The organism is Amycolatopsis cihanbeyliensis (assembly GCF_006715045.1).
Taxonomy (GTDB): domain Bacteria; phylum Actinomycetota; class Actinomycetes; order Mycobacteriales; family Pseudonocardiaceae; genus Amycolatopsis; species Amycolatopsis cihanbeyliensis.
The window spans coordinates 3,226,730-3,249,988 of record NZ_VFML01000001.1 but is presented as its reverse complement, the minus strand read 5'-3'; the positions used below and the strand labels follow the sequence as shown (position 1 = coordinate 3,249,988).

At 68.2% G+C, this 23,259-nt stretch carries 20 protein-coding genes; 13 read left to right on the top strand and 7 right to left on the bottom strand.

Going from position 1 to position 23,259, the window contains the following annotated elements:
* Window positions 1-51: 51 nt before the first annotated feature.
* The 3 genes from FB471_RS14440 (at window position 52) to truA (ending at window position 2,860) form a co-directional block, all read left to right on the top strand.
* Window positions 52-1,125: a DNA-directed RNA polymerase subunit alpha gene (locus FB471_RS14440; RefSeq protein WP_141998670.1), complete on the top strand. Its 1,074-nt coding sequence runs from the start codon at window positions 52-54 to the stop codon at window positions 1,123-1,125.
* 74 nt (window positions 1,126-1,199) lie between these two features.
* Window positions 1,200-1,949 carry a 50S ribosomal protein L17, sunset domain variant gene (gene rplQ, locus FB471_RS14435; protein ID WP_141998668.1) on the top strand — a complete coding sequence of 250 codons (750 nt, stop codon included), beginning with the start codon at window positions 1,200-1,202 and terminating at the stop codon, window positions 1,947-1,949.
* Window positions 1,950-2,011: 62 nt separating this feature from the next.
* The gene (gene truA, locus FB471_RS14430; RefSeq protein WP_211358233.1) at window positions 2,012-2,860 is read left to right on the top strand and encodes a tRNA pseudouridine(38-40) synthase TruA; all 849 of its coding nucleotides are present in this window, start codon (window positions 2,012-2,014) and stop codon (window positions 2,858-2,860) included.
* On the opposite strand, the gene FB471_RS14425 is transcribed toward truA, so the two are convergent.
* The 3 genes from FB471_RS14425 to eccE all read right to left on the bottom strand — a co-directional run bounded on the left by FB471_RS14425 (window position 2,857) and on the right by eccE (window position 5,848).
* On the bottom strand, window positions 2,857-3,750 hold the full coding sequence (locus FB471_RS14425) for a hypothetical protein (protein WP_141998666.1): 894 nt from the start codon (window positions 3,748-3,750) through the stop codon (window positions 2,857-2,859). The two genes, truA and FB471_RS14425, sit on opposite strands and share 4 nt — an antisense overlap.
* A gap of 197 nt (window positions 3,751-3,947) precedes the next feature.
* Window positions 3,948-4,670, bottom strand: coding sequence for a hypothetical protein (locus FB471_RS14420; protein ID WP_141998664.1), 723 nt, complete (start codon window positions 4,668-4,670; stop codon window positions 3,948-3,950).
* Window positions 4,667-5,848 (bottom strand): type VII secretion protein EccE, encoded by a 1,182-nt coding sequence (gene eccE / locus FB471_RS14415; RefSeq protein WP_211358232.1) that lies wholly within the window; start codon window positions 5,846-5,848, stop codon window positions 4,667-4,669. Before eccE ends, FB471_RS14420 begins: the two co-directional genes overlap by 4 nt.
* Window positions 5,849-5,943: 95 nt before the next feature.
* Between eccE and FB471_RS34115 the strand changes: the two genes are divergently transcribed.
* Both FB471_RS34115 and eccB read left to right on the top strand, forming a co-directional pair.
* Window positions 5,944-6,162, top strand: coding sequence for a hypothetical protein (locus FB471_RS34115; protein ID WP_170220811.1), 219 nt, complete (start codon window positions 5,944-5,946; stop codon window positions 6,160-6,162).
* Between the two features lie 162 nt (window positions 6,163-6,324).
* Window positions 6,325-7,956, top strand: a complete 1,632-nt coding sequence (gene eccB, locus FB471_RS14405) for a type VII secretion protein EccB (RefSeq protein WP_141998658.1) — start codon at window positions 6,325-6,327, stop codon at window positions 7,954-7,956.
* A gap of 219 nt (window positions 7,957-8,175) precedes the next feature.
* Here eccB and FB471_RS14400 read toward each other — a convergent pair whose 3' ends face one another.
* The gene (locus FB471_RS14400) at window positions 8,176-9,798 is read right to left on the bottom strand and encodes a S8 family serine peptidase (RefSeq protein WP_141998656.1); all 1,623 of its coding nucleotides are present in this window, start codon (window positions 9,796-9,798) and stop codon (window positions 8,176-8,178) included.
* An 11-nt stretch (window positions 9,799-9,809) separates the two neighbouring features.
* Window positions 9,810-11,207, bottom strand: coding sequence for a type VII secretion integral membrane protein EccD (gene eccD, locus FB471_RS14395; RefSeq protein WP_141998654.1), 1,398 nt, complete (start codon window positions 11,205-11,207; stop codon window positions 9,810-9,812).
* Between the two features lie 234 nt (window positions 11,208-11,441).
* On the opposite strand from eccD, the gene eccCa reads away from it, so the two are divergent.
* The 4 genes from eccCa to FB471_RS14375 all read left to right on the top strand — a co-directional run bounded on the left by eccCa (window position 11,442) and on the right by FB471_RS14375 (window position 18,417).
* Complete coding sequence (gene eccCa, locus FB471_RS14390) at window positions 11,442-15,470, top strand: type VII secretion protein EccCa (protein WP_141998652.1); 4,029 nt, start codon at window positions 11,442-11,444, stop codon at window positions 15,468-15,470.
* A gap of 91 nt (window positions 15,471-15,561) precedes the next feature.
* On the top strand, window positions 15,562-17,463 hold the full coding sequence (locus tag FB471_RS14385) for a type VII secretion-associated protein (protein ID WP_141998649.1): 1,902 nt from the start codon (window positions 15,562-15,564) through the stop codon (window positions 17,461-17,463).
* A 291-nt stretch (window positions 17,464-17,754) separates the two neighbouring features.
* Window positions 17,755-18,072, top strand: a complete 318-nt coding sequence (locus tag FB471_RS14380; RefSeq protein ID WP_141998647.1) for a WXG100 family type VII secretion target — start codon at window positions 17,755-17,757, stop codon at window positions 18,070-18,072.
* 60 nt (window positions 18,073-18,132) lie between these two features.
* Window positions 18,133-18,417 carry a WXG100 family type VII secretion target gene (locus FB471_RS14375; protein ID WP_141998645.1) on the top strand — a complete coding sequence of 95 codons (285 nt, stop codon included), beginning with the start codon at window positions 18,133-18,135 and terminating at the stop codon, window positions 18,415-18,417.
* 111 nt (window positions 18,418-18,528) lie between these two features.
* Here the strand turns inward: FB471_RS14375 and FB471_RS14370 are convergent, their stop codons facing one another.
* Both FB471_RS14370 and FB471_RS14365 read right to left on the bottom strand, forming a co-directional pair.
* Window positions 18,529-19,035, bottom strand: a complete 507-nt coding sequence (locus tag FB471_RS14370) for a DUF4333 domain-containing protein (RefSeq protein WP_141998643.1) — start codon at window positions 19,033-19,035, stop codon at window positions 18,529-18,531.
* Between the two features lie 53 nt (window positions 19,036-19,088).
* The gene (locus FB471_RS14365; protein WP_246076404.1) at window positions 19,089-20,003 is read right to left on the bottom strand and encodes a hypothetical protein; all 915 of its coding nucleotides are present in this window, start codon (window positions 20,001-20,003) and stop codon (window positions 19,089-19,091) included.
* 186 nt (window positions 20,004-20,189) lie between these two features.
* On the opposite strand from FB471_RS14365, the gene rplM reads away from it, so the two are divergent.
* The 4 genes from rplM (at window position 20,190) to FB471_RS14345 (ending at window position 23,252) form a co-directional block, all read left to right on the top strand.
* Window positions 20,190-20,642: a 50S ribosomal protein L13 gene (gene rplM / locus FB471_RS14360; RefSeq protein WP_141998641.1), complete on the top strand. Its 453-nt coding sequence runs from the start codon at window positions 20,190-20,192 to the stop codon at window positions 20,640-20,642.
* A gap of 14 nt (window positions 20,643-20,656) precedes the next feature.
* Window positions 20,657-21,124: a 30S ribosomal protein S9 gene (rpsI, locus tag FB471_RS14355; protein WP_141998639.1), complete on the top strand. Its 468-nt coding sequence runs from the start codon at window positions 20,657-20,659 to the stop codon at window positions 21,122-21,124.
* Between the two features lie 206 nt (window positions 21,125-21,330).
* A complete protein-coding gene (glmM, locus tag FB471_RS14350; protein ID WP_141998637.1) occupies window positions 21,331-22,665 on the top strand; it encodes a phosphoglucosamine mutase in 1,335 nt (444 codons plus the stop codon).
* Window positions 22,666-22,832: 167 nt separating this feature from the next.
* Window positions 22,833-23,252, top strand: a complete 420-nt coding sequence (locus tag FB471_RS14345; RefSeq protein WP_141998633.1) for a hypothetical protein — start codon at window positions 22,833-22,835, stop codon at window positions 23,250-23,252.
* Window positions 23,253-23,259 lie beyond the last annotated feature (7 nt).

Genomic DNA, 23,259 nt, shown 5'->3' with positions numbered 1-23,259 from the left:
CACACCTTTCGGCGTCATATGGCGGGCGTCGGCAGGAAAGGAAGAAAGAAAGTGCTGATTTCCCAGCGGCCGGCTCTCGGCGAGGAGACGGTCAACGAGACTCGTTCCCGGTTCACCATCGAGCCGCTCGAGCCCGGTTTCGGTTACACCCTCGGCAACTCGCTGCGGCGTACACTGCTGTCGTCTATCCCGGGCGCAGCCGTGACGAGCATCCGCATCGACGGCGTGCTGCATGAGTTCACCACCGTGCCCGGGGTGAAGGAGGATGTCACCGACATCATCCTGAACCTCAAGGAGCTGGTCGTGAGCTCCGAGGAGGACGAGCCGGTCACGATGTACCTGCGCAAGCAGGGCCCGGGTGACGTTACCGCCGCGGACATCGTGCCCCCGGCCGGTGTCACGGTGCACAACCCGGACCTGCACATTGCCTCACTCAACGGCAAGGGCAAGCTCGAGATCGAACTGGTCGTCGAGCGTGGCCGCGGCTACGTGCCCGCGCTGCAGAACAAGCAGGCGGGTGCCGAGATCGGCCGGATCCCGGTGGACTCGATCTACTCGCCGGTCATGAAGGTGACGTACAAGGTCGAGGCGACTCGTGTCGAGCAGCGTACCGACTTCGACAAGCTGATCCTGGACGTCGAGACCAAGCCGTCGATCACCCCGCGTGACGCTGTCGCTTCGGCCGGTAAGACGCTGGTCGAGCTGTTCGGCCTGGCTCGCGAGCTGAACGTGGACGCCGAGGGCATCGAGATCGGGCCGTCGCCGCAGGAAGCGGACACCATCGCCGCCTACGCGATGCCGATCGAGGACCTGGACCTGACGGTGCGGTCCTACAACTGCCTCAAGCGCGAGGGGATCCACACGGTCGGCGAGCTGGTCTCGCGGAGCGAGGCCGACCTGCTCGACATCCGGAACTTCGGGGCGAAGTCGATCGACGAGGTGAAGCTCAAGCTGGTCGGTCTCGGCCTCGCGCTGAAGGACAGCCCGCCCGGATTCGACCCGACGGCAGCCGCCGCCAGCTACGACGGCGAGGGTTGGTCGGACGGTGTCGACGGCATCACGAGCAGCATTTCGGACAACGGCCACGACGATGGCCAGGACTACGCAGAGACGGAGCAGCTGTAAGGCTCTGGCTCGTCCGCCACGGAGCCGTGGCGGACGAGCCGGTCTTCGGCTGACCAGCTGAACGAGGAGAACCGATGCCCACCCCCACCAAGGGAGCCCGTCTCGGCGGGTCGCCGGCCCACGAGCGGTTGATGCTGGCGAACCTTGCCACGTCGCTGTTCGAGCACGGCCGGATTACCACGACCGAGACGAAGGCGCGCCGTATGCGGCCGCTCGCCGAGAGGCTGATCACCAAGGCCAAGCGTGGCGACCTGCATAACCGGCGTCAGATTCAGCGCGTCATCCGGAACAAGGACGTCGTGCATAAGCTGATGGCTGAGATCGGTCCGTTCTTCGAGGACCGCAACGGCGGTTACACCCGTATCACCAAGACGTTGCCGCGCAAGGGCGACAACGCCCCGATGGCAGTGATCGAGTTGGTGTCGGAGAAGACCGCGGCTGCGGAGGCCGAGGCTGCCCGGAAGACCAAGTTCGCCAAGGACGCTCCGAAGCAGGACACCGAGACGGCGACGGACGCTTCCGGCACGACGGCTGTCGAGGTGCCTGCGGAGGCTATCGAGGCTGCGACCACTGAGGCCTCCGAGGTCGAGGAGAGCGCCTCGACCGAGGACGCACCGTACGGCGAAGGCAGCAATGCGCCGCTCGACGACGGTTCGCAGCCTGAGGGTTTCCCGGTCAAGGGCAGCGAGGACACCAAGGTGTACTACGCCCTGGACAGCGCGGACTACGAGCAGGCCATCGCCGATGTGTGGTTCGCCAGCGCCGAGGCTGCCGAAGCGGCCGGTTTCGAAGCGTCGCAGGCCACGTCGGAGGACGACTCCTGACGGCTGTAGATCCACCGAACGAGCCCGTCACTCCCGCTTCTGGGGAGGGCGGGCTCGTTCGTCTGCGCCTCGACGTCAGCTATGACGGCACCGATTTCTCGGGTTGGGCGCGGCAGCCCGATCGGCGGACGGTGCAGGGGGTTCTCGAGGAGGCGCTGGCGAGGCAGCCCCCGGGTGCGGCGGTCCCGCGTTCCGTCGTTGTCGCCGGGCGAACCGACGCCGGTGTACACGCCACCGGCCAGGTCGTCCATGCTGACACGGCGCCTTTAGCGGGCGAAACGCGCTCCGGACGGCTTGCGGTCGATGCTCGCGGTATCCCCGAGCTCGACCGTATGCGCTACCGATGGAATCGGTATCTGCCCGCTGACCTGCGAATCCTTGCTGTTCGGGTAGCTCCGGCCGGATTTGACGCACGGTTCTCCGCCGTGCGCAGGCATTACCGCTATCGGATCTCAGACGCCCCGTGGGGCGTCGACCCGTTACGGCGGCGCGACACCCTCGCTTGGGGACGACCACTCGACGTGGATGCGATGAATGAGGCGTCAGCGGCGTTACTGGGCCTGCATGACTTCGCGGCGTTCTGCAAGCAGCGTGACGGCGCAACCACCGTCAGGGAGTTGCAAGAGTTCAGCTGGTGGCGCGCGGACGAGTACCTCGTGGAGGTTTCCGTCGCGGCGGACGCTTTTTGTCATTCTATGGTGCGCAGCCTGGTCGGTGCCGTGCTCATGGTCGGGGACGGCCGCCGTTCGATCGAAAGGCCCACCGACCAGCTCAACAGCGGTGTCCGGGGCAGCACCGTAGCCCCCGCGCACGGTCTTACTCTTGTGGGTGTCGAGTACCCGCCCGATGACGACCTGGCCGCACGTGCCGAGCAAACCCGCAATCTGCGAGTCCCCGGAGGCGGTCGCTAGGGGCTGCCCATCGCGCGGCGAACCAGGTCGAGGATCTTCTGGTAAGAACCGGCAAGTAGCTCGGCGTCGACGATGACGAAACGCCAGCCTTCCGCCGTAAGCCGTCTTCGTCGCTCGCGGTCATGCCTGATCTGATCGGGTTTCAAATGCCAGCGTCCGTCGTACTCCACAGCTACTTGGTGCTCAGCTATGGCCAGGTCTAGGCGGGCGATCACTCTACCGTTCTTGCGGATTTTGTGCTGCGGCGTCGGTGTGAGACCACCGGCGGTCAGGACGATACGCAGCTCGGATTCCGGAAGTGACTCGGCGCGCGGGTCGGCCAACGCCAATGCGTTCCGCGCGAGCCGGATCCCGCGGTTTCGTCGTCGGAGCAAGGCGTAGGTCAACTTGTGTCGCCTGACGAGGCCGGTTCGCAGGAACGCGTCGATATCAGGGACGGCAATGCGCAGCCGTCGTATCCAGTTGTGCGTGCGAGGTGACAGCCTCAGCATCAGGTCGAGAGCTATTCGTGCAGGCCGTGCTATTCGCACACCTCTCCAGGGCCGAGATTCCTTCTTGGTGACCTTGGTGCGACGGACGTGCATTCCTTTGATCGGCCCGAATCGGAATTCCTCCGGAACGACAAACTCGACCGGATCGTGGGTCTTAGCCAGTTGCACTCCGCGTACAGTCGCGGCTGACCTGCCGGTCAGAACTGCTTCCTTCGGAACGATCAGTGCCGCACCACGGCAGCGCAACTCGTGAGTCACCGGGATGCCCGACGGGACGTATACGTCCTGGAACAGGCGACGAAATGCCGGTCCGCGTAGTTGTCCCTCGGTGACAAGGCCTTCCCGGCGCGCTTCGGAGCCGCGGAAGACGTCGGTGAGCTCGTGAGGTCTGGCATGCACAACTACAGCGTGCCGCAAATATTCTGGAACGCGACAGCTTCAAATTCATTCTGTGGATAACTCCCAGAGTGTGACGAGTTGTCCACAAGTCTCCCGACTACGCTTGATGTCACTTGAGCCCTTCAGGCCCGCACGTTTCGCCTGCTAACCGCGCCTACGGGGGCGCGGTTAGCAGGCGAAACGTAGTACGTGGTGCGTCAGTCGCCCCGGCGGACGGGGCCCAGGAGTTGCTGCTCCTTGCTGGTGGTGACCAGCCGGAGTGGGCGCCACAGGTTGCGGCCCAGGGCGACCACTTGGTCGTCCTTGAGCGTCGTCAGTTGATGCATCATCTGCGGCGGAAGGCGCCAGAGCCGGGCGGCCAACTCGGCCTGTCCTGCCGGTAGGCGTTGCATGAGCACCAAGTCGGCAGCGTTCGCGATCGCGCCTGCCTGCGGGTGCAGATATGGCAGCACATAGACCGTCGTCTGCCATGGCGAACGTGGCGGGAACAGGTCCGGCGGCGTTGGCCCACCGTCGTTCACCACAAGCAGGGGGGCATCCTCGGACGGCCTTGGCAACTCCACCGGCGACAACCGCCGAATCTGCACCAGCGGTGACGGGCGCCCGTTCGGCTGGGTGCCGGCGGCTTTCGAGAGCACCTGCCACGCAGCAGGCCTACCGGTGGCGATCACTGCCCAGGCGCCCACCGCCATCGCCCGCAGCGCCACCTGGCGGGCCAGATACAAGCCGCCGACCAGCACGATCCGGGTCGGAGTGGATCGCAACGCCGAGATGGTCAGCGGCTCACCCTGAAGTCCGGATCCTAGGACGATGCCCCCGCGATCGCCGGACGGGCTGATCGCGTCCAGCAAGGCGGGGTCCACGGTGAACTCCGGCGCGACACCGGTGTTCCGGTTCGCGTCGCGAACACGTGACGTCATGCGGTGCCTCCCATCGGAAGGGTGGCGGCGAATCCGTCAACCTGCCTGCCCCGCAAGGGAGTCAAGGTCACACCCAGCCGGTCGGAGATGGTGCTCAGCCGCGAGTCAGCCGCTTCGAGTTCCCGAGGGTTACGGGCGCTGACCCGGACGATGCCTCGCAAGCCCACGTTGCCCTCGTCCGCGGCAGGCGAGATCGACATGGCCACGGTGGCCGACAGCGCTCGGACACTTGTCAGGACGTTGAGGCTGTTGCTGATCTTGCCCTTCGGCCATCCCGTGATCGCGTAGCTGGCGTGGCCGATGCCGGCCGCTGTGACACCGGTCCATCGTTCCTTCAGCCCGACCTGGTTGCCCGAGCCGGCCACGCCGGTCAGTTCCGCGGCCGAGATGCCCGCCCGCAGTAGCTCGTCCGGATCGAGAGGCCGGGTGGGGACGCCTCGTGACTCCAGCGCGTTGCGGACCCGTGACAGCGCGCCGATCAGGGCGCGATGCGCCCCGACCACGCCGCCGCCACGCTCACGTACCGCGGTGGGGCAACGCCGCGGATCCAGGCGGATGGCCACCCAGGTCGTCCGGCGTGCGGCCGCAGGCAGGGGCCCGAGCACCTCCATGTACGAACTGAGCGCGGGAGAGTCGGACGGCAGCGCCGCGCTGCCCGGGTAGCAATGCCAGATCATCTGAATCGAGTCGAGGACCACCCCTCGGTCCTCGAGGCAGGGCGCCAGTGCCGAAAGCGGCAGGCTGGGAGCGCCGCCCGCCTGCGTGATCAACGCCGGTGCCGGTTCGACCAGCAACACCGCAGTCCAGGTGCCGTCGTTCCAGGCAAGCCCAACTTGTTGCCCCTCATGGTCGACGCCGTGTGCCACGACGAGATCCGATACGGCCAGCCGGAGCAAGTTCACCCGTGGGTCGTCCGGGCCGGTGACCGCCTCCTCGTCGGCGGCGATGGATTCAAGGCTGGTTGGAGCTATCGGTTGTGCGACCCGATCGTGTGAACGGAACATGTATCGCGCCGTAAGACCAACCCATTGGGTGAACCACTTGCCGTTCCAGCGCAGGAATGCGCACACCAACAGCACTGCCAGTACACCGATCGCTACGTAGACCAGTTCCGAATTGATCGCGATCAGGACCAGGCCGATCGCAAATCCGACTTCCAGCAGTATGAGGTTCGCCACGGGCAGCGGCCCGAGGTTCACACCGACCGCACTGCGCCGCGCCGGCGGCGCCACTCTCGGCGCGCCACCCGCGGGACCGGTTCCACCCGGCCGCGGTGGCTGCTGTCCGGGTGGCGGACCACCCGGACCACCGGGCCCTCCTGGCCCGCCCGGCCCCCCGGGGCCGTTCGGCCCCCCGGGACCTCGGGGCCCACCTGGTCCTCCAGGACCCGCAGGACCTTCGCCACGCCCTCCCGGGCGCGGAGGCGGGCCGGGAGGGCGGCCCGGCGGGCGGGCTCCCGGCGGAGGACCTCCCGGACGTGGAGGAGTGGTGACGGACATCCGCGCGTTCTCTTCCCTCGTTGGTGCTGCTGAGCTGGAAAGCCGGTCCCGAGGAGTCAAACACTAACCGGAGTTGGTAGAAAGCCCACACCAGACGGTCCCCGTACGACTATCCTGCGGAACCGTACCGCGACTGGGAGAGCTGTAGGTCGAGAATGCCGTCAACACCGACAACCAAGTCTCAGGTCCAGGCGTACCAGTTCGTGCTGCGGCGGATGCAGTCGGCGCTGGTGCGCAGGGACGCCGTGATGCTGCACGACCCGATGCGGACGCACTCCCGCGCGACCGTGGTCGGTGTCGTGATCAGCGTTCTCGGCCTGCTCGGCTTCATGATCTTCGGCTTGTTCAAGCCCAAGCCGACCGTCCCGAACTCGGGAAACATCGTGATCGGGAAGGAGTCCGGCTCGATCTATGTCGTGACCGGCAATCCGAAGACGCTCATCCCGACGTTCAACCTGGCGTCCGCGCGACTCCTGCTCATGGCGCAGCAGGAGCGGGCCCAAGAGGGCGGTGACGGTGCTGCTGCAGGTGGCGGCAATGTCGAGGTGAAGGAACCGAACTTCGTCTCAGACGAGCAGCTCAAGGACATTCCGCGGGCTCGACAACAGGGCATCCCGGACGGCCCTCCGCTACTGCCCACCGCCGAACAGCGGATTTCGGACAATTGGGCGGTCTGCGATGTGATCGGTCTCAATATGAGCCTTCCGGACCCCACCAGCGCGAACGAGAACACGACCACGGTGGTCGGGGGTGTCGAGAAACTCGGTAAGGAACTGACCCAGAACGAGGCCTTGCTGGCCACCGCGGAGAACGGTAAGACCTATCTGATCTACCGCCTGAGCGGGGACGCCAACCGTCCGCATGCCGACACCGTTCGTGCCGAGATCGACATGGAGAACCAACGGTCCGTGCGTCGGGCGCTCAACCTGAGTGGCAAGCCCCGCTACATCTCGATGAGCCTGCTCAACGCCATCCCACCGGTCGGTGAGATCAAGGCGCCCACGGTGCCCGGCGCGGGGTCGCCGAACAACTTCGGTTTGGACGGCATCGAGGTCGGCCAGGTTTTCTCGTCATCCCGTGTGGACAGCACGTTGTACTTCGTGGTCACCCGGGAGGGCGTCCAGCAGGTGTCGAAGGCAGTGGCCGACATGGTCCGCTTCGAGCGTTCCCCGAACAGCGGCCCACCGCCCGAGGTCAGCGTCGACAGGCTGCAGGGACTGTCCGAGGTCGGGCCCGGTATGGACTCCTACCTGGACGTGGCCGACTACCCCAAGGTGGTCCCGACGGTGCTGGACCCGGTGCGGTATCCATCCAGTTGCCTCGGTTGGACGATCGAGGGTGAAGGGCAGAACCGCGACGGCCACACCAAGGTGTTCGTCGGTGCGGACTCGCCGGTGCCGGCCGATGCTCAGGGCAATTCGGAGGCGGTCGAGGTCGGTCAGCCCGGTCCGAACGGTCTGCCGCTGGACAGCTTCTACATGCAACCCGGCTACGCCGCCGTGGTGCGTTCGGCTACTGGGAAGGACAGCTTCGGCCGTGGGCCGATTCAGCTCGTCTCGGATCGGGGCATGCGTTACGGGGTGCCAAGTGAGCGGACGGCCGCCAGCTTGGGTCTCAACGATCCACGGCCAGCTCCGGAGTCGATCCTTCGGCTGCTGCCGACCGGGCCCTCCCTGAACACGCAGGACGCGCTTCGTACGTTCGACAGCGTGCCGGTCGAGCCGCCGGAACCAGGTGACTTCGAGGTGCAATCGCCGGAAGCCGCTGGAGCACCGGGCGGCGGCTGAGCCTGTCGATGTCCGTTGTCCCCGGCAGGAGCTGAAGGTAGATCTCAGACCTCTGCCGGGGACACTGCTGTGTCCGTTTGGTCGCGATCCCCGTTCCCTTGCTCCCGAGCGCCCCGCCGCTCGCCGAACCGCACGGTTAGCCCGCTAAACGCGCCGTGGGCGGGGCGGGGAGGGCCGCCGAGAGTGGGTGGGGTGTTGCACTGTGTAGGGGCCCCGGGGTTAGGGGGTGCGGCGGTTGCGGCGCACGGTGTGCACCACGAACAGCGCTATCAGCAGGGCCACCACGGCTCCGCCGGCGCCGGCGAAGGCCACGATCACTGGCAGCGGGTCGCGTACGTTCGGCGGCGGCATATCCGAGGGAAGCTGCTTCGCCTGCGCGGGCGGCACCCCCTCCTCCTCCGGCACCATCGAGGTCAGCGCGGCCATCGGGTCGATAATGCCGTGGCCGATGAAGTTGTCCCGGCCACCGGGCGCCGCCGGGTGCTGGGCGGTGCTGACGATGCGTCGCATGACTTGGCGCGCGGTGAGATCCGGGTGCACGGTCCGGACCAGCGCGGCCAGCCCCGCCACGTACGGCGCGGCGAAGCTGGTGCCCTGGATCGGCATCGGGTCGCCGCCGCCCTCGACCATCTGGTTCGCGAGCTTCGAGGAGTTCTTCACGGGATCCAGTGAGATGATCTTGGTACCCGGCGCCGCGACACTCACCCACGGGCCGTGCACGCTGAACGGTGCCGCGTTGCCGCTCTCGTCGACGGCCGCCACCGACAGCACATCCTCGGCGAACCACGGCGGGGTGACTACCGAGCGTGGCTTGTTCGGGGCGAGCTGGTCGTTCTGCTTGCACTTCTCACCGGTGTTGCCTGCCGCGGTGACCACGACGACATCCTTGACATCCACCGCGTAGCGCACGGCGGCCTGCAGGCGGCGCTCGGGCTGGCTGATCTGCCCGGTGGCCTCCCTGCAATTGTTGATGGATACGTTCATCACGTCGACGTTGCTGTTCGCGGCCAGCACGACGGCCTGCGCCAGGGTGTCCACGTTGCCCGCGGTCTCGCTGTCGTTGAGCTGCCTGGTCGGGCCTTCCTGCGCAGGCCCGGTGGACCCGCGCAGCCCGTTCGTCTGCCCCCCGGCAGGCAGCTCGCTCGATTCGCCACCCTCGGGCTGGCCCTCCTCGCCGCCGTCACCCGCCGGAGGTGGCTGGTTCTGCTGCTCCGTGTCCTTCTTGTAGTTCTGGCTGGACTGCCGGATCGACAAGATCTCCGCCTCCGGCGCCACGCCCATGAAACCGATGTCCGGGTCAGCCGGGTTCGCCGCGATGATCCCCGCCACCTCGGTGCCGTGCCCGTCGCAGTCCTCGAGGCCGGGCCCAGGCGTGACCTCCTTGACGTAGTCGCCGACCCCCTCGAGCCGGTCCTGGAGAAAGGGATGCGGGGTGACCCCGGTGTCGATCACCGCGACCTTGACCCGCCTCCCGTCGCGGAACTTGCCCGCCGAGCCGGTCGAGGAGCGGGCCAGTGCCTGCGCCTGCTCGATCCGCAGATACTGCTGGCCCCACGGCTTGTCCGGCAGTTCGAAGTCTTCCTCGAGGTCACGGGTGACGCACTCGGTGTCCAGCGCGAACGTCTCCTGCGGGGTACCGCCACCATCCGAAGGCTGCTGGGTACCCGGCGGCAACGGCGGCGGCTCGGCGTAGAATCCCCCCTCGTCGGCGGCGTCGTCCTGCGCCATCGCCGGTATCGGGGTCACTCCGGGGGCGAGGACGCCGATGGCCGCCGCCAGCAGCACGGCGCTCGCCCGTCGCACGGGCCCGGTCAGCCGTCCGCGTGCTCTGCTGGATCCCATGCCTGCCAGCCCTATCCGCCGAGCTCGATGCCCCGCATCGCGGAGTACAGATCCATCACCGCGAGCGCGAGCGGCAGCACCGTCGCGACGCAGATTGCCTCGATGATCTCCACCGTCCGCCGCATCGGCGGGGAGAACCGCTGGTTCGGGAAGATCACCCCGAGTACCAGCGCCGCGGCGGCCAACAGGATCAGCGAGCCGAACACCCACAGCAGCCTGCCGAAGGTGTCCTCCGTCCACAGCCAGCCGATCAGAATCCCGCCCGCCGACACCATGCCGGTGGTGAGCAGCGCGACCGCCTGGCTCCCGTTGGCGTAGGTGCGCGCCCGCAGCAGCAGCGCCAGCGTGGCCACCACCCCGGTGATGATGCCGAAGATGCTCGACGAACTCGCCGTGATGATCGCCGCGATGGCCGTCGCGGCGCCGCAGCCGATGAGCAGGCCGGTCATGTAGTTGTGTGCCACCGTGGTGCGCCGCTCGATTGCCGTGTAGTCCGGGAAGCCGGAGTCTTCCTTGAGCTCCTCCGCGGTGCCGGGGACATGCGGCAGTGGCAGCTTGGCCAGCCAGATGGTTGCCCGCGGCAGAATCGAGATGCAGCCCAGCGACACCGCCGCGGCGCCCGCCGCGATACCCGCGGCCGGGTGCGCGACCAGTGTGGCGATCGCGAAGGCGATCAGCCCGAGCGTGCCGGCCGTCGCGGCCGCGATGAACGTGGTGATCCCGGCGCCGATGACCACGATCGCCACCGCGGCGATGACCACGACCAGCGCCGATGCCAGCAGCAACCTCGCCCGCAGTGATCCGTCCGGCACGATGTTGAGGCCGCTCACGAAGGCCATCGGCAGCCCCCCGGCCGCGGCGATCAGCACCCCGGTGGCCTCGGCGCTGTACGCCTTGGCCAGCACCGCCCCCAGGGTCACGCAGGCGACGGCGCCGACCCCGCCGGCGATCGCGGCGGCCAGCCCGCTTCCTCCGAAGAGGGAACCGCCCATGAACAGGGCGAAAGCCGCCACGAACAGCGCGAGCCCGGCCGCGATGTGCCCGATGCGCTGGGCGGTCTCCTTGGTCCACGGCCGGAAGCTGCCCGGGTCGGACTCGGCGATCGCGTCGACAACGTCGTCGTAGAGCGGGGGCGGCGGGTTCTCGTTGCGCCTGCGCAGCTGGAGCAGCTCGCCGTCGATGACGCCGAGGGAGGCGAGCGTGCGGCTCGGGTCCAGTGGTGCGTCCCCGAGCTTGGCCAGCGCCCATCCGCCGTGCCGCGCGCCGCCGTCCGGGGTGGCCTCCCGCGCCATCTCCAGGAGCATCGGCAGCAGGTCGGCCACCGCGACGTCGGCGGGCAGCGCCACGTCGATTCTGGTCCGCGGGGCCACCACCGTGACCCTGCTGAATACCGTCGTGCCCGTCGCCACCTGCTCGCCCCCTACCTGGAGAGAATGCTGTATTGCACCCGGGGTACTTATACCTAACCACCGTGGCGGTCCGGCAACCTGGGCCGAATGGACCCACGCTGTCGGTGACCGGCCTTAGTATTAGCGCACTGGGAGCAGTCGTGGGGTCAACTTCACCCAACCCGCGTTCGCTACCGTGTGGGTCGGCCGTGACCAGGGCTGACCGACATCGCCGAGTTGAAGAGGGGTTCTCCGGTGAGCACGCTGCAGTTCAAGCGGTCGCCACGCCTTGCCGCGCCGCGCCCGCCGGGCGGTGAGGTGCATCTCGAGCCGCCGCCCGAGGTGCCGAGGCAGATCCCGGGCAACATCCTGATGAAGCTGATGCCCGTGGTCATGGTGGTCGCCATGCTGGGCATGGTCGTCTTCATGTTCACCAGCGGCGGTGCGATGTCGCGCAGCCCTATCTTCTTGATGATGCCGATGATGATGATCATGTCGATGGTCGGCATGTTCGCCGGGGGCGGCAAGGGCGGTGGCCCGAAGAAGGCCGAGATGAACGAGGACCGCAAGGACTACCTGCGCTATCTCGGCCAGATGCGGGACAGGGCCCGCGAGGCGATGAGCGACCAGCGGGCGGCACTGGAATGGGTGCATCCGGACCCCCAGGCACTGTGGCCGCTGGCCACCAGCAGGCGGATGTGGGAGCGCAGGCAGAGCGACCAGGACTTCCTGCACCTCAGGGTGGGCCGCAGCTCGCACCGGCTCGCCACCAGGCTGGTGCCGCCGCAGACCGGCCCGGTGGACGAGCTGGAACCGATCGCCACCCTCGCGTTGCGCCGCTTCGTGCGGGCGCATTCGATCGTGCCCGACCTGCCGACCCAGATCACGCTGCGCGGGTTCGCCGCGGTCAGCATGCAGGGCGATCGCGAGCTCACCCGTGGCCTGACCAGGGCGATGCTCGCGCAGACGGTCACCTTCCACAGCCCCGACGACGTGCTGGTCGCCGTGGCCAGCGCGGGCCGGGCCAAGCAGGAGTGGGAGTGGATCAAGTGGCTGCCGCATACGCAGCACCCCACCTTGTCCGACGGTATCGGCCAGCTGCGGATGATGGCGGGCTCGCTGGCCCAGATCGAGCAGTGGCTGGAGGAGGAACTGCGTGACCGGCAACGGTTCTCCCGCAACGCCACGCCCCCCGCCGACCAGCCGCACATCGTCATCGTGATCGACGATGCCGACATCACCAAGGAGGAGCAGGTCATCCTCGAGGAGGGGTTGGTCGGCGTCACCCTGATCGACCTCTCCGATTCCATCGGCAACCTCGCCGCTCGCCGTGGCCTGCGGCTGGTGGTCGAGCAGGAGCGGCTCGGCGCGCGCAGCGCGGGCGGGGTCGAGTGGTTCGGTAAGCCGGACACGCTGAGCGTGGTGGAGGCCGAGGCACTCGCGCGCAAGATCTCCCCCTACCGCATCGGTTCGGCGGCGGCCGATTCGGGTGAGGAGGAGCCACTGCTGTCCAACCCTTCCTTGCTGGAGTTGCTCGGCATCCCCGGTGACCCGATGACCTTCGATGTTCAGCAAGCCTGGCGTCCCCGTCCCATCCGGGACCGGTACCGGGTGCCGTTCGGCGTCGGCGAGTACGGCCAGCCGGTCGAGCTGGACATCAAGGAAGCCGCGATGGAGGGCATGGGCCCGCACGGTCTGTGCATCGGCGCCACCGGTTCCGGTAAGTCCGAGTTCCTGCGCACGCTGGTGCTCGGCATGCTCGCCACGCACTCCTCGACCACGCTCAACTTCGTGCTGGTCGACTTCAAGGGTGGTGCGACCTTCCTCGGGCTGGACGAGTCCCCGCACGTGTCCGCGGTGATCACCAACCTGGCCGACGAGGTCACCCTGGTCGACCGGATGAAGGACGCGCTGGCCGGGGAGATGAACCGGCGCCAGGAGGCGCTGAAGAGCGGCGGCAACTTCAAGAACGTCTGGGAGTACGAGAAGGCCAGGGAGAACGGGGCCGACCTCGACCCGCTGCCCGCGCTGTTCATCGTGGTCGACGAGTTCTCCGAGCTGCTGTCGGCCAAACCCGACTTCATCGAGCTGTTCGTCGCGATCGGTCGGCTCGGCCGCTCGCTGCAGATGCACATGCTGCTCGCCTCGCAGCGTCTGGAAGAGGGCAAGCTGCGCGGGCTGGACTCGCACCTTTCCTACCGGATCGGTCTGAAGACGTTCTCGGCCGCCGAGTCCAGGGCGGCGATCGGTGTCCCGGACGCCTTCGAACTGCCCTCGGTGCCCGGCGGGGGCTACCTGAAGTACGACACCTCCACCCTGGTGCGCTTCAAGGCCTCGTACGTGTCCGGGCCGTACCGGCCCGCCGGGATCAAGCAGGCGGCCACCGGCGCCACCGTGGTGCGTGCCGACAAGCGACCGCAGCTGTTCGTCCCGGACTATGTGGAGCTGCCCGCCGAACCCGAGCCGGAACCACAGCCCGCCGAGCCACAACAGCCACAACAGCCACAGCAGTCCCAGTCGGAGGAGGCCGTCGAGCCGAGCGAGCTGGACGTCATCGTGTCCAGGCTGATCGGCCAGGGCCCGCCCGCCCACGAGGTGTGGCTGCCGCCGCTGAAGGAACCGAACTCGCTGGATACCCTGCTGCCCAACCTCAACCCGACCGAGGACCGCGGGCTGTCCCCGGTCGGCTTCTTCGGCAACGGCAGGCTGCAGGTGCCGATCGGCATTGTCGACCGGCCGTACGAGCAGCGCAGGGACCCGCTGTGGGCTGACTTCTCCGGCGCCTCCGGGCACGGTGTGGTCGTCGGTGGGCCGCAGTCGGGTAAGTCGACCCTGCTGCGCACCCTGGTGATGTCGATGGCGCTCACGCACACCCCGGAGGAGGCGCAGTTCTACTGCGTCGACCTCGGCGGTGGGACGTTGGCCGGGCTGAACGACCTTCCGCACGTCGGCGGCGTCGCGGTGGCGCGAAGGGAGCCGGACAAAGCCCGCCGGATCGTGGCCGAACTGGTCACCCTCGCCAACGAGCGGGAGGCCCGGTTCGGCGCCATGGGCATCGACTCGATGGGCGAGTTCCGCAATCGCAAGCGCCGCGGGGACATATCCCCGGAACAGGACTCCTTCGGCGACGCCTTCCTCATCGTGGACGGCTGGCGGGCGCTGCGGGACGACTTCGAGGAGCTCGAGCCACAGATCACCAAGCTGGCCACGCAGGGCCTGTCCTACGGGGTACACGTCATCGTCGCCGCCAACCGCTGGGCCGACATCCGCCCGGCGATCAAGGACATGATCGGCACCCGATTCGAGCTGCGGCTCGGCGACCCCAGCGAATCCGACATCGACCGCCGGGTCGCGGTGAACATCCCCGCCGGGCGGCCCGGCCGCGGTCTGACCAGGGACAAGCTGCACATGCTCGCCGGGCTGCCGCGGATCGACGGCTCCAGCGACGGCGAGACCGTGGGTAACGGCGTCGCCGACGGGGTGGCCAAGATCAAGGCCGCGTGGAAGGGGCGGCATGCTCCGCAGGTGCGGCTGCTGCCCGAGCAGATGCCCTACGACGAGCTGCTCGCCCAGGACCACTACCGCAACAGCAAGCTCGTCCCGATCGGCGTCAACGAGGATGAGCTGGCCCCGGTGTACCTGGACTTCGAGTCCGAGCCGCACTTCATCGCCTTCGCCGACGGTGAGTCCGGCAAGACGAACCTGCTCCGGCAGATCGCCCGCGGAATCATGGACCGCTACACCAAGAAGGAAGCGGTCATCATCCTGGTGGACTACCGGCGCACGATGCTGGGTTTCGTGGACAACGACCAGCTGCTCGGTTACGCGGTCTCGGCCAACCAGCTCACCGAGATGATGAAGGACGCCGCGGGGTCGATGACCAAGCGGTTGCCCGGTCCGGATGTCACCCAGGAACAGCTCAAGACCCGTTCCTGGTGGACGGGGCCGGAGCTGTTCCTGCTGGTCGACGACTACGACCTGGTGGTCACCCAGACCAACAACCCGCTCAAGCCGCTGGCCGAGTTCCTGCCGCAGGCCAAGGACGTCGGCCTGCACGTGGTGGTGGCCCGGCGGACCGGTGGCGCGTCCAGGGCGACCTTCGACCCGATCATCGGCAAGCTCAAGGAGATCGCGGCCCCCGGCATCATTATGAACGGCTCGAAGGACGAGGGCCAGCTGCTCGGCAACGTCAAGCCGGCGCCGATGCCGCCCGGCCGAGGGATGTTCATCAGCCGGAAGGTCGGCAAGCAGCTGATGCAGGTCTCCTGGATCGATCCCGAGTAATCTCCCCGGGCGCTACGTTTAGCGGGCTAAACGTAGCGCCCGGGGAGATCGGCACGGTGGCGCACGACGGCATGGCGAGCAGGAGCGACGGGTGACCTTGCGGGTGGCGGTGGACTTCGGGACCTCGAGCACCTGCGTGGTCGCCTCGGTGAACGGCCGGGAGCCGCAGGTGGTGGTGATCGACGGCCAGCCACTGCTCTCCTCGGCGGTATACGCCGCCCAGGACGGCACCCTGTTCGTCGGGCAGGAAGCCGAGCGGCAGGCCGCGGTCGACCCCTCCCGGTTCGAGCCGAACCCCAAACGCCGGATCGACGAGGGTGAGCTGCTGCTCGGCGACACGGTGCTGCGGGTGCTGGACGTCGTGCGTGCGGTACTGGCCCGCGCCGTCGCGGAGGCCCGCAGGCTGGCCGGCGGTGTAGCGGTCGACTTGCTCGTACTGACCCACCCGGCGGACTGGGGCGCCGTGCGCACCCGCCTGCTGCGGCAGGCCGCGGGGCGGCTGGCGCACGAGGTCGCGTTGGTACCCGAGCCGGTCGCCGCCGCGGTGTTCCATGCCGCGACCCACGCCTCCACCGAGGTCAACCAGGACCGTACCGTCGAGTTCAGCGGCCAGATCGGGGAAACCATCGCCGTGCTCGACCTCGGGGGCGGCACCGTGGACGCCAGCGTCGTGCGCAGGCTGCCGGACACCGGGCCCGGTGCTCGGCGTGGCGGGTTCCGGGTACTGGCCACCCGGGGTGACCCCAGCTTCGGCGGTGCCGACATCGACCAGGCCTTGCTCGAGCATGTGGGTTCCCTCGTCTCGGCCGCCGACCCCAAGGCGTGGCGGCAGCTGGTCGAAGGGCGTGAGCTCACCGATCGCCGTCGCAGACGGGTGCTGCGCCAGGACGTTCGCGGTGCCAAGGAGACTCTCTCCCGGCATGCCTACACCGACGTGCCGATGCCGCCACCGTTCGCCGATGCGCACGTGACCAGGGAGGACCTCGAGCGTCTCGTCGCCACCCCGCTGGGTGCCGCGGTCGAACTCACCTCCGCCACGATCGAGGCGGCGGGGCTACGGCCGCAGCAGCTCACCGCCATCTTCCTGGTCGGCGGGTCAAGCCGGATCCCCATGGTGTCCCGGCTGGTTCATGAGCGGAGCCGGGTGGTGCCGACCACACTGGACCAACCGGAGACCGTCGTCGCTCGCGGCGCGCTGCGCGCGGTGCTGGTCGATCCGGACCGCACCGGTGCGCTGGCCGGGGCTGCCGGTATCCGCCCGGGAGCCCCGCGCTCGCCTGCCGACCAGCGAACCGATGTCGTCGGGCCACAGGATGTTCCACACCGTCCGCCGGCGCCCGCACCGCGGCAGACCCCGCCGGTACCGCCGCGGCAGCGGGCCGTGCCCCAGCAGGCGCCGGCACGTGGACAGCCGGTCGCGGTGCCGCCCGCGTCCGGGCAGGGAACACCGGCCCGTCGGCGACGCGGAATGTTCTGGCTGGTAGGCGGGGCGGCCGCGCTGGTGGTCGTCGCGGTAGCGGGCCTGTTGATCCTGCTCGACCAGGGCGGGGAGGAACCGGATGGGCGCACCTTCGCGCAGTACAACTACCGGTTCACCGCTCCATCCGACTGGACCCAGACCGAGGACGTCGTGGCCAGGAGGCAGGTGGTGGTCAAGCCCTCCGCCGCGGCGGAGGGCGACGACCTCGTCTCGGTCCAGGAGTTCGTGCTCTCATACGACGGAGTCGCCGAGCATGCCCGCCTTGTTCGCGAGCTGCGGGAGGAGATCGAAGCCGAAAGCCGGTTCGACTACCCGGTGTTCGAGACCGAGCACCGATATGCCGGCCGCGACGCGATCTATTACCAGCAGGTCAAACCGGCCGCCACGGTGGACTGGTACGTCGTGGTGAGGGGCACCACGCAGATCAGCGTGGGCTGCCAGCGAGCGCGGATCCCGGAGCAGGTCGCGTCGGCCTGCGAACAGGTCGTGCGTACCTTGGAGATCATCGAGTAGTGCAGGGTCCACCCCATCGGGGGACAGTCAGGTGGGACCTTCGCAACCGCGAACGCGCCCGTCTCGGCGGGACGCGAAAAGCGTTGTCGCACAAGGATATTCGGTGCTGTGAGCGGGCTCCGATGTGGCGCGTGGGACGGTTGGTGCCGACCGGTTCCCTCGGCTGGCGTTCACGCTAGCAACTACTTGCGGGGAAACAGCGACAGCGCGGAACCAACCATGGCAGGGTCTCCGTCGTAGGCACGAAACAAACGAACCATGGCAACCACCAAATGAAGGGGGTCACTCCCAATGGCAGGCGGTTTTAAGGGCGATGTCGCGCAGTTCACGCAGGCGGAGAAGGACGTCACCGACGTCAAGAACTCGATGGTGCTGAACCTGAACACCCTGCGGGACAACATCGAGGCGACCCGCGCGGGCTGGTCCGGCAAGGCGGCGGAGGCGTTCAACAACGTGATGATGCGCTTCGACGAGAACTCGCGGAAGATGTACGACTCGCTGCAGAACATCGGTGAGCTGCTCCAGCAGGCCGGTAGCCAGTACGAGGCCGCGGAGCAGGCCCAGTTGGACGCCGTGCAGAGCGCGTCGCGCGGCCTCGAGGGCCTGTGAGCCCGATTCGGTTCTTGTCGGAAAAACACACGCACTTTTATTCGCTAAACGGAGGGTGACATGTCCGAGATTCTCGTTGATTACAACACCATCAACACCGCGGCCGAGGACTGCAACAAGACCGGTGGCGAGCTGGGTTCCCTGTTCGAGGACCTCAAGTCGAAGCTGAACCCGCTGGTCACCACCTGGGAAGGTGAGGCCCAGGCCGCCTACCTCGAGCAGCAGAGGCAGTGGGACAATGCCTTCGAGGACATGAAGCAGCTGCTCGCGCAGATCGCGGCCGTGCTGCCCCAGATCGCCGACGGCTACCAGGGCACGGAGTCCGGCGTCACGAAGATGTTCTGAGCCACACCGGCACTGCCATCAGTACTGTGCCCCCGGTGCCGGAATGGCGCCGGGGCACAGCTTTGTGGACGGCGTTCTCCTGGGGACTCACGGACCGACTGCTCGGTACGCTCAGCGCGGCATGCCGACCTCGACTTCCGGTTTGTCGTTCAGCACACGAATGGACACGGTCTTCTGCTCGCCCGCGACATCCACAGTGCACTCGAAGGTCGTGCCGTTGCGCGCGGGCTGGTCCACGGGGCACCGCGGGTTCCGCACATCCTGCTCGCCGTAGCTCTCCCGCAACACGGCCAACACGCCGTTCTCGAGGGAGTTCGGCTCGATGACGTCGCCCGCCATGCCGCGGAAGGCGCCGAGCAACCACGCGGTCACCACGCCCCCGGCGAGTACCACCACCGCGAGCGCGGTGATCAGCAACGGCCGCTTCGACCGGCGGCCTTTCCCGCCCGGCGGCGTCGAGGGCTGAGCGCCGAAGGCACCGAAGCCGCCGTACTGCGACTGGAACCCGGCGCCGTACTGCCCGGGCGGGCCGTACTGGCCAGGCTGCGCGGGCGGTGCCGGCGGCGGTGGATTCGGTGGTTGCCACCATCCGGGCTGTTGGTTGGGCGGTTGGGTCATCGAGGCTCACCTTGTGTCGTCGCCGTCCGGTGTCGCGGGTGTCGGACGCCCGGTCAACCGCCTTCCTGCAGCTCGCCCATCCGGTCGTAGAAGTCCCGCACCGCGGCCCGGTCCGGCAGCACCGTGACCTTGTCCTTCTCCGGGACCTTCGGCAGGTCGGTCTCGGTCGGCGGCTCCTGCTGGACCTGGTATTTCATCCGCACCTCGAACCGGGACTCCCCGGTGACGGTGCCGTTCATCTCGATCGTCCGCAGCTTGCCCGCACCGTCGAGGCCGATGCGGGTGTCGATCACCTCGGACTTCATCTTCTCGGTGACCTTCTTCAGTAGCCGGTCCGGGAAGATGATCACTCGGTTCTCCAGGAAGACCCCCAGCGGCACCTCGGCGATCAGTTCGACGGCGCCGCCGGGGAGGCTCTTCGCCTGCTTGGTCGCGTCGCCCTGCTCCACCGCCTGATCGACCGCACTCAGCATGGCGCAGACGTCCCGGTACCCCTCCCAGGCGCATGGGCCGTACTGGCCGCCGGTGTGCGGTGTGGACACCCACGGGGTCGGGGCCAGGCTCTCGTAGGCCGGCCCGAGCAGGAGATACTCGACCGGGCTGCCCGCGGGGTGGAAGACGTCAAGGTACTCGGTCGAGTCCTTGTTCGAGTGGTTCTTGGACACCCGAGCCGGCGGCCTGCCCACCTGCACGGCGGTGATGGTGGAGTCCATCCACTGGTCGTCGACCCTGGCGTACTTGTCGGTCGTGCTGGCCCGGTCCTCGATGCCCTGGAAGTCCTCGCTCAGCGTCGTCAGGGTGTCCGCGAACTTGGCACTGACGTAGGCCGCGGCGTCGTCACCGTCGGGGATCGCGGTGGCCGTCAGCTCGCTGCCGCAGCCGGTGGTCATGCCCCCGGCGAGCACGAGGCAGGCGACGGTCCCGGCCAGCCGGTGGTGGTGCCTGCGTGGCATCGTTCGGACGGTCATCGGTGGGGTCCCAGGGTTCGAAATGCGGTTGATCCGGTCGGGACCCTAGTATGGTCGTGCGGTCCCCGACCCCGCTTTCACCCTCTCGGGACCGAGCGGGTATCTTCGTAAGCTGTTGTGCGCGCACCAGCGTATGCGCCAGGCCCGCACGGAACCCACAAGCAATGTTGACGACGAGGTAGACCCTTGCCCACGTACAGTCCTAAGCCCGGCGACATCACCCGTGCCTGGCACGTGATCGACGCCGAGGATGTCGTGCTCGGCCGGCTCGCGACCGAGGTCGCCACGCTGCTGCGCGGCAAGCACAAGCCGACCTACGCTCCGCACGTGGACACTGGTGATTTCGTCATCATCGTCAACGCCGAGAAGGTGGCGCTCACCGGTCACAAGCGCGATGAGAAGTTCGCCTACCGGCACAGTGGCTACCCCGGTGGGTTGCGCAAGCGGTCCTTCGGTGAACTGCTCGACACCCGCCCCGAGCGGCTGCTCGAGAAGGTCGTCAAGGGCATGCTGCCGAAGAACAAGCTCGGCCGTGCCCAGGCGAAGAAGCTCAAGGTGTATGCGGGCCCCGAGCACCCGCACGCGGCGCAGCAGCCGAAGCAGCACGAGATCGCCAAGGTCGCCCAGGTGACCAAGTGAGTGAGGAACAGTCTGTGACCAGCACCGAGACCGAGGCCGTCGAGGCGGTCGTGACCAGCGAGACGCCGGCCGCCCCCAAGCCGTCGCGCGCCGCCGGTGGCGCAGCGCAGACCGTTGGGCGGCGTAAGCAGGCCGTCGCCAGGGTGCGGCTCGTCCCGGGCACGGGCGAGTTCAAACTGAATGGCAAGAGCCTCGAGCAGTACTTCCCGAACAAGGTTCACCAGCAGCTGATCAAGGAGCCGCTGGTCGCCGTCGAGAAGCCCGAGTCCTTCGACGTCCTTGGCACTCTGCGTGGGGGTGGCCCCTCCGGCCAGGCCGGCGCACTGCGCCTGGCACTCGCCCGGGCCCTGGTCGAGGTCGACGGGGACGACCGCCCGGTGCTGAAGAAGGCGGGCTTCCTCACCCGGGACGCCCGATCCACCGAGCGGAAGAAGTACGGTCTCAAGAAGGCCCGCAAGGCGCCGCAGTACAGCAAGCGCTGACGCGCCGGCAACGCAACCACCGGAAGCGCCCATCCGTCCCGTCGGATGGGCGCTTCCGTTTGTTGTGCACCCATCCCACCCCACCGAGAAGTGCGTTTAGCCCGCTAAACGCACTTCTCGGTGGGGTGGATCCGAGGGGTGCGTGGGGGCCGGCTCATGGGGCCGCTAGGTTGTCGGGGTTGTTCGGACTAGGAGGTTGACGAGAGATGGCTCGCCTTTTCGGTACCGATGGGGTACGAGGTCTCGCCAACGCCGAGCTCACGCCGGAACTCGCGATGTCGGTGGCCGCCAGCGCCGCCCAGGTGCTCGCCGCGCACGACCGGTCACACCGTCCGGTCGCGGTTGTCGGTCGGGACCCGCGAGCGAGTGGTGAGATGCTGGAAGCGGCCGTGGCCGCGGGCCTGGCCTCGGCTGGGGCCGATGTGCGGCTACTCGGAGTGCTGCCGACTCCCGCTGTGGCTCACCTGGTCGGTGCGTTGGAGGCCGATCTGGGTGTGATGATCTCCGCATCGCATAACCCGATGCCGGACAACGGCATCAAGCTGTTCGGCTCGGGTGGGCACAAGCTGCCCGACGGGATCGAGGACGAGATCGAGGCCGCGCTCGGCGAAACGGGCACCCGACCCACCGGTGCCGAGATCGGCCGCGTCGCGGACGCCCCGGAAGCCCTCAACCACTACCTCGACCACCTGCGCACCGCGAGCCCGCAGCCGTTGGACGGATTGCGCGTCGTGGTGGACTGCGCCAACGGTGCGGCCGCCACCGCCGCCCCGGAGGTCTACCGGCGGGCGGGCGCCGAGGTGATCGCGGTGCATGCTGAGCCGGACGGGGTGAACATCAACGACCGTTGCGGTTCCACTCATCCGGAGGCGCTGTGCGAGGCCGTGCTCGAGCACGGTGCCGACATGGGGATCGCGCATGACGGCGATGCCGATCGCTGCCTGGCCGTCGACGGGGATGGCAGCCTGGTCGACGGCGACCAGATCATGGCGGTACTCGCCATCGCGATGTCCGAATCGGGTGAACTGGCGGGCGACACCCTGGTCACGACGGTGATGAGCAATCTCGGTCTGCACCTCGCCATGCGTGAGCACGGGGTGAACCTGCGCACTACGGCCGTCGGCGACCGGTATGTGCTCGCGGACCTGCGTTCGGGTGGCTACTCCCTTGGTGGCGAGCAGTCCGGGCACGTGGTGCTGCCTGCCCACGCCACCACGGGTGACGGCCTGCTTACCGCGTTGCGGCTGATGGGCCGGATGGCCGCCACGGGCAAGCCGCTCGCCGAACTCGCCGGGGTGATGCGGCGCTTGCCGCAGGTGCTGGTCAATGTTCGAGTCGCGGACAAGGCGGCGGTGGCTGCTTCGCAGTCCGTGCGCGATGCGGTAGACGCCGTGACCTCCGAACTCGGGGAGGAGGGGCGCGTGCTGCTGCGCCCCTCGGGTACCGAGCAGTTGGTGCGGGTCATGGTGGAGGCCCCGGCCGAGCAGATCGCGCAGGCCGCCGCCGACCGCCTCGCCGGAGTGGTCTCGGCCGCCTCCTGAGTGCGTTTAGCGGGCTAACCGTACCGGGCGAGGTGCGTTTAGCGGGCTAAACGCACTACGTGGGTTGGGTGAACTGCCTGCGGTTCGGCGGGGGCTACCGGTACATTCCGGATGCGGGTGTGACGGATGAGTGGCCGAGCGGGGGCGACGTGGGTGACGGTAGTGGGGTGAGTCCCCAGTTCCAGCGGGCGTTCGCGCGTCTGGACGAGGTACGTGCGCAGTACCACGCCGACCGGGAACGCGTTCTCGCCGAGGACGAGGCACGACAGGCCCGGCTGCGCACGCTGGTCGAGGAGAACAAGGCCAAGGACGAGCAGACCCTCGCGGCCGTCGCGGCGCGGGAGACGGTGGCGCCACCACCAACGAAACCCGAGCCGGGGAACGCCTGGGCGACGCGGCGTACCGACACGGTCGACGATGACGACTCGTTCGGGTTCGAGGAGGACCCGCCCGCCGCGCAGGCGCCACCGACGACACGGACCGCACCGGCCGCGCCGCCCGCTCCAACTCCGCCCCCACCGCGAACCGGCGGGTGGGACGAGGACGACTTCTCGGGCACGGACTGGACCAGCGACGAGCCGGGCTGAACAGCCG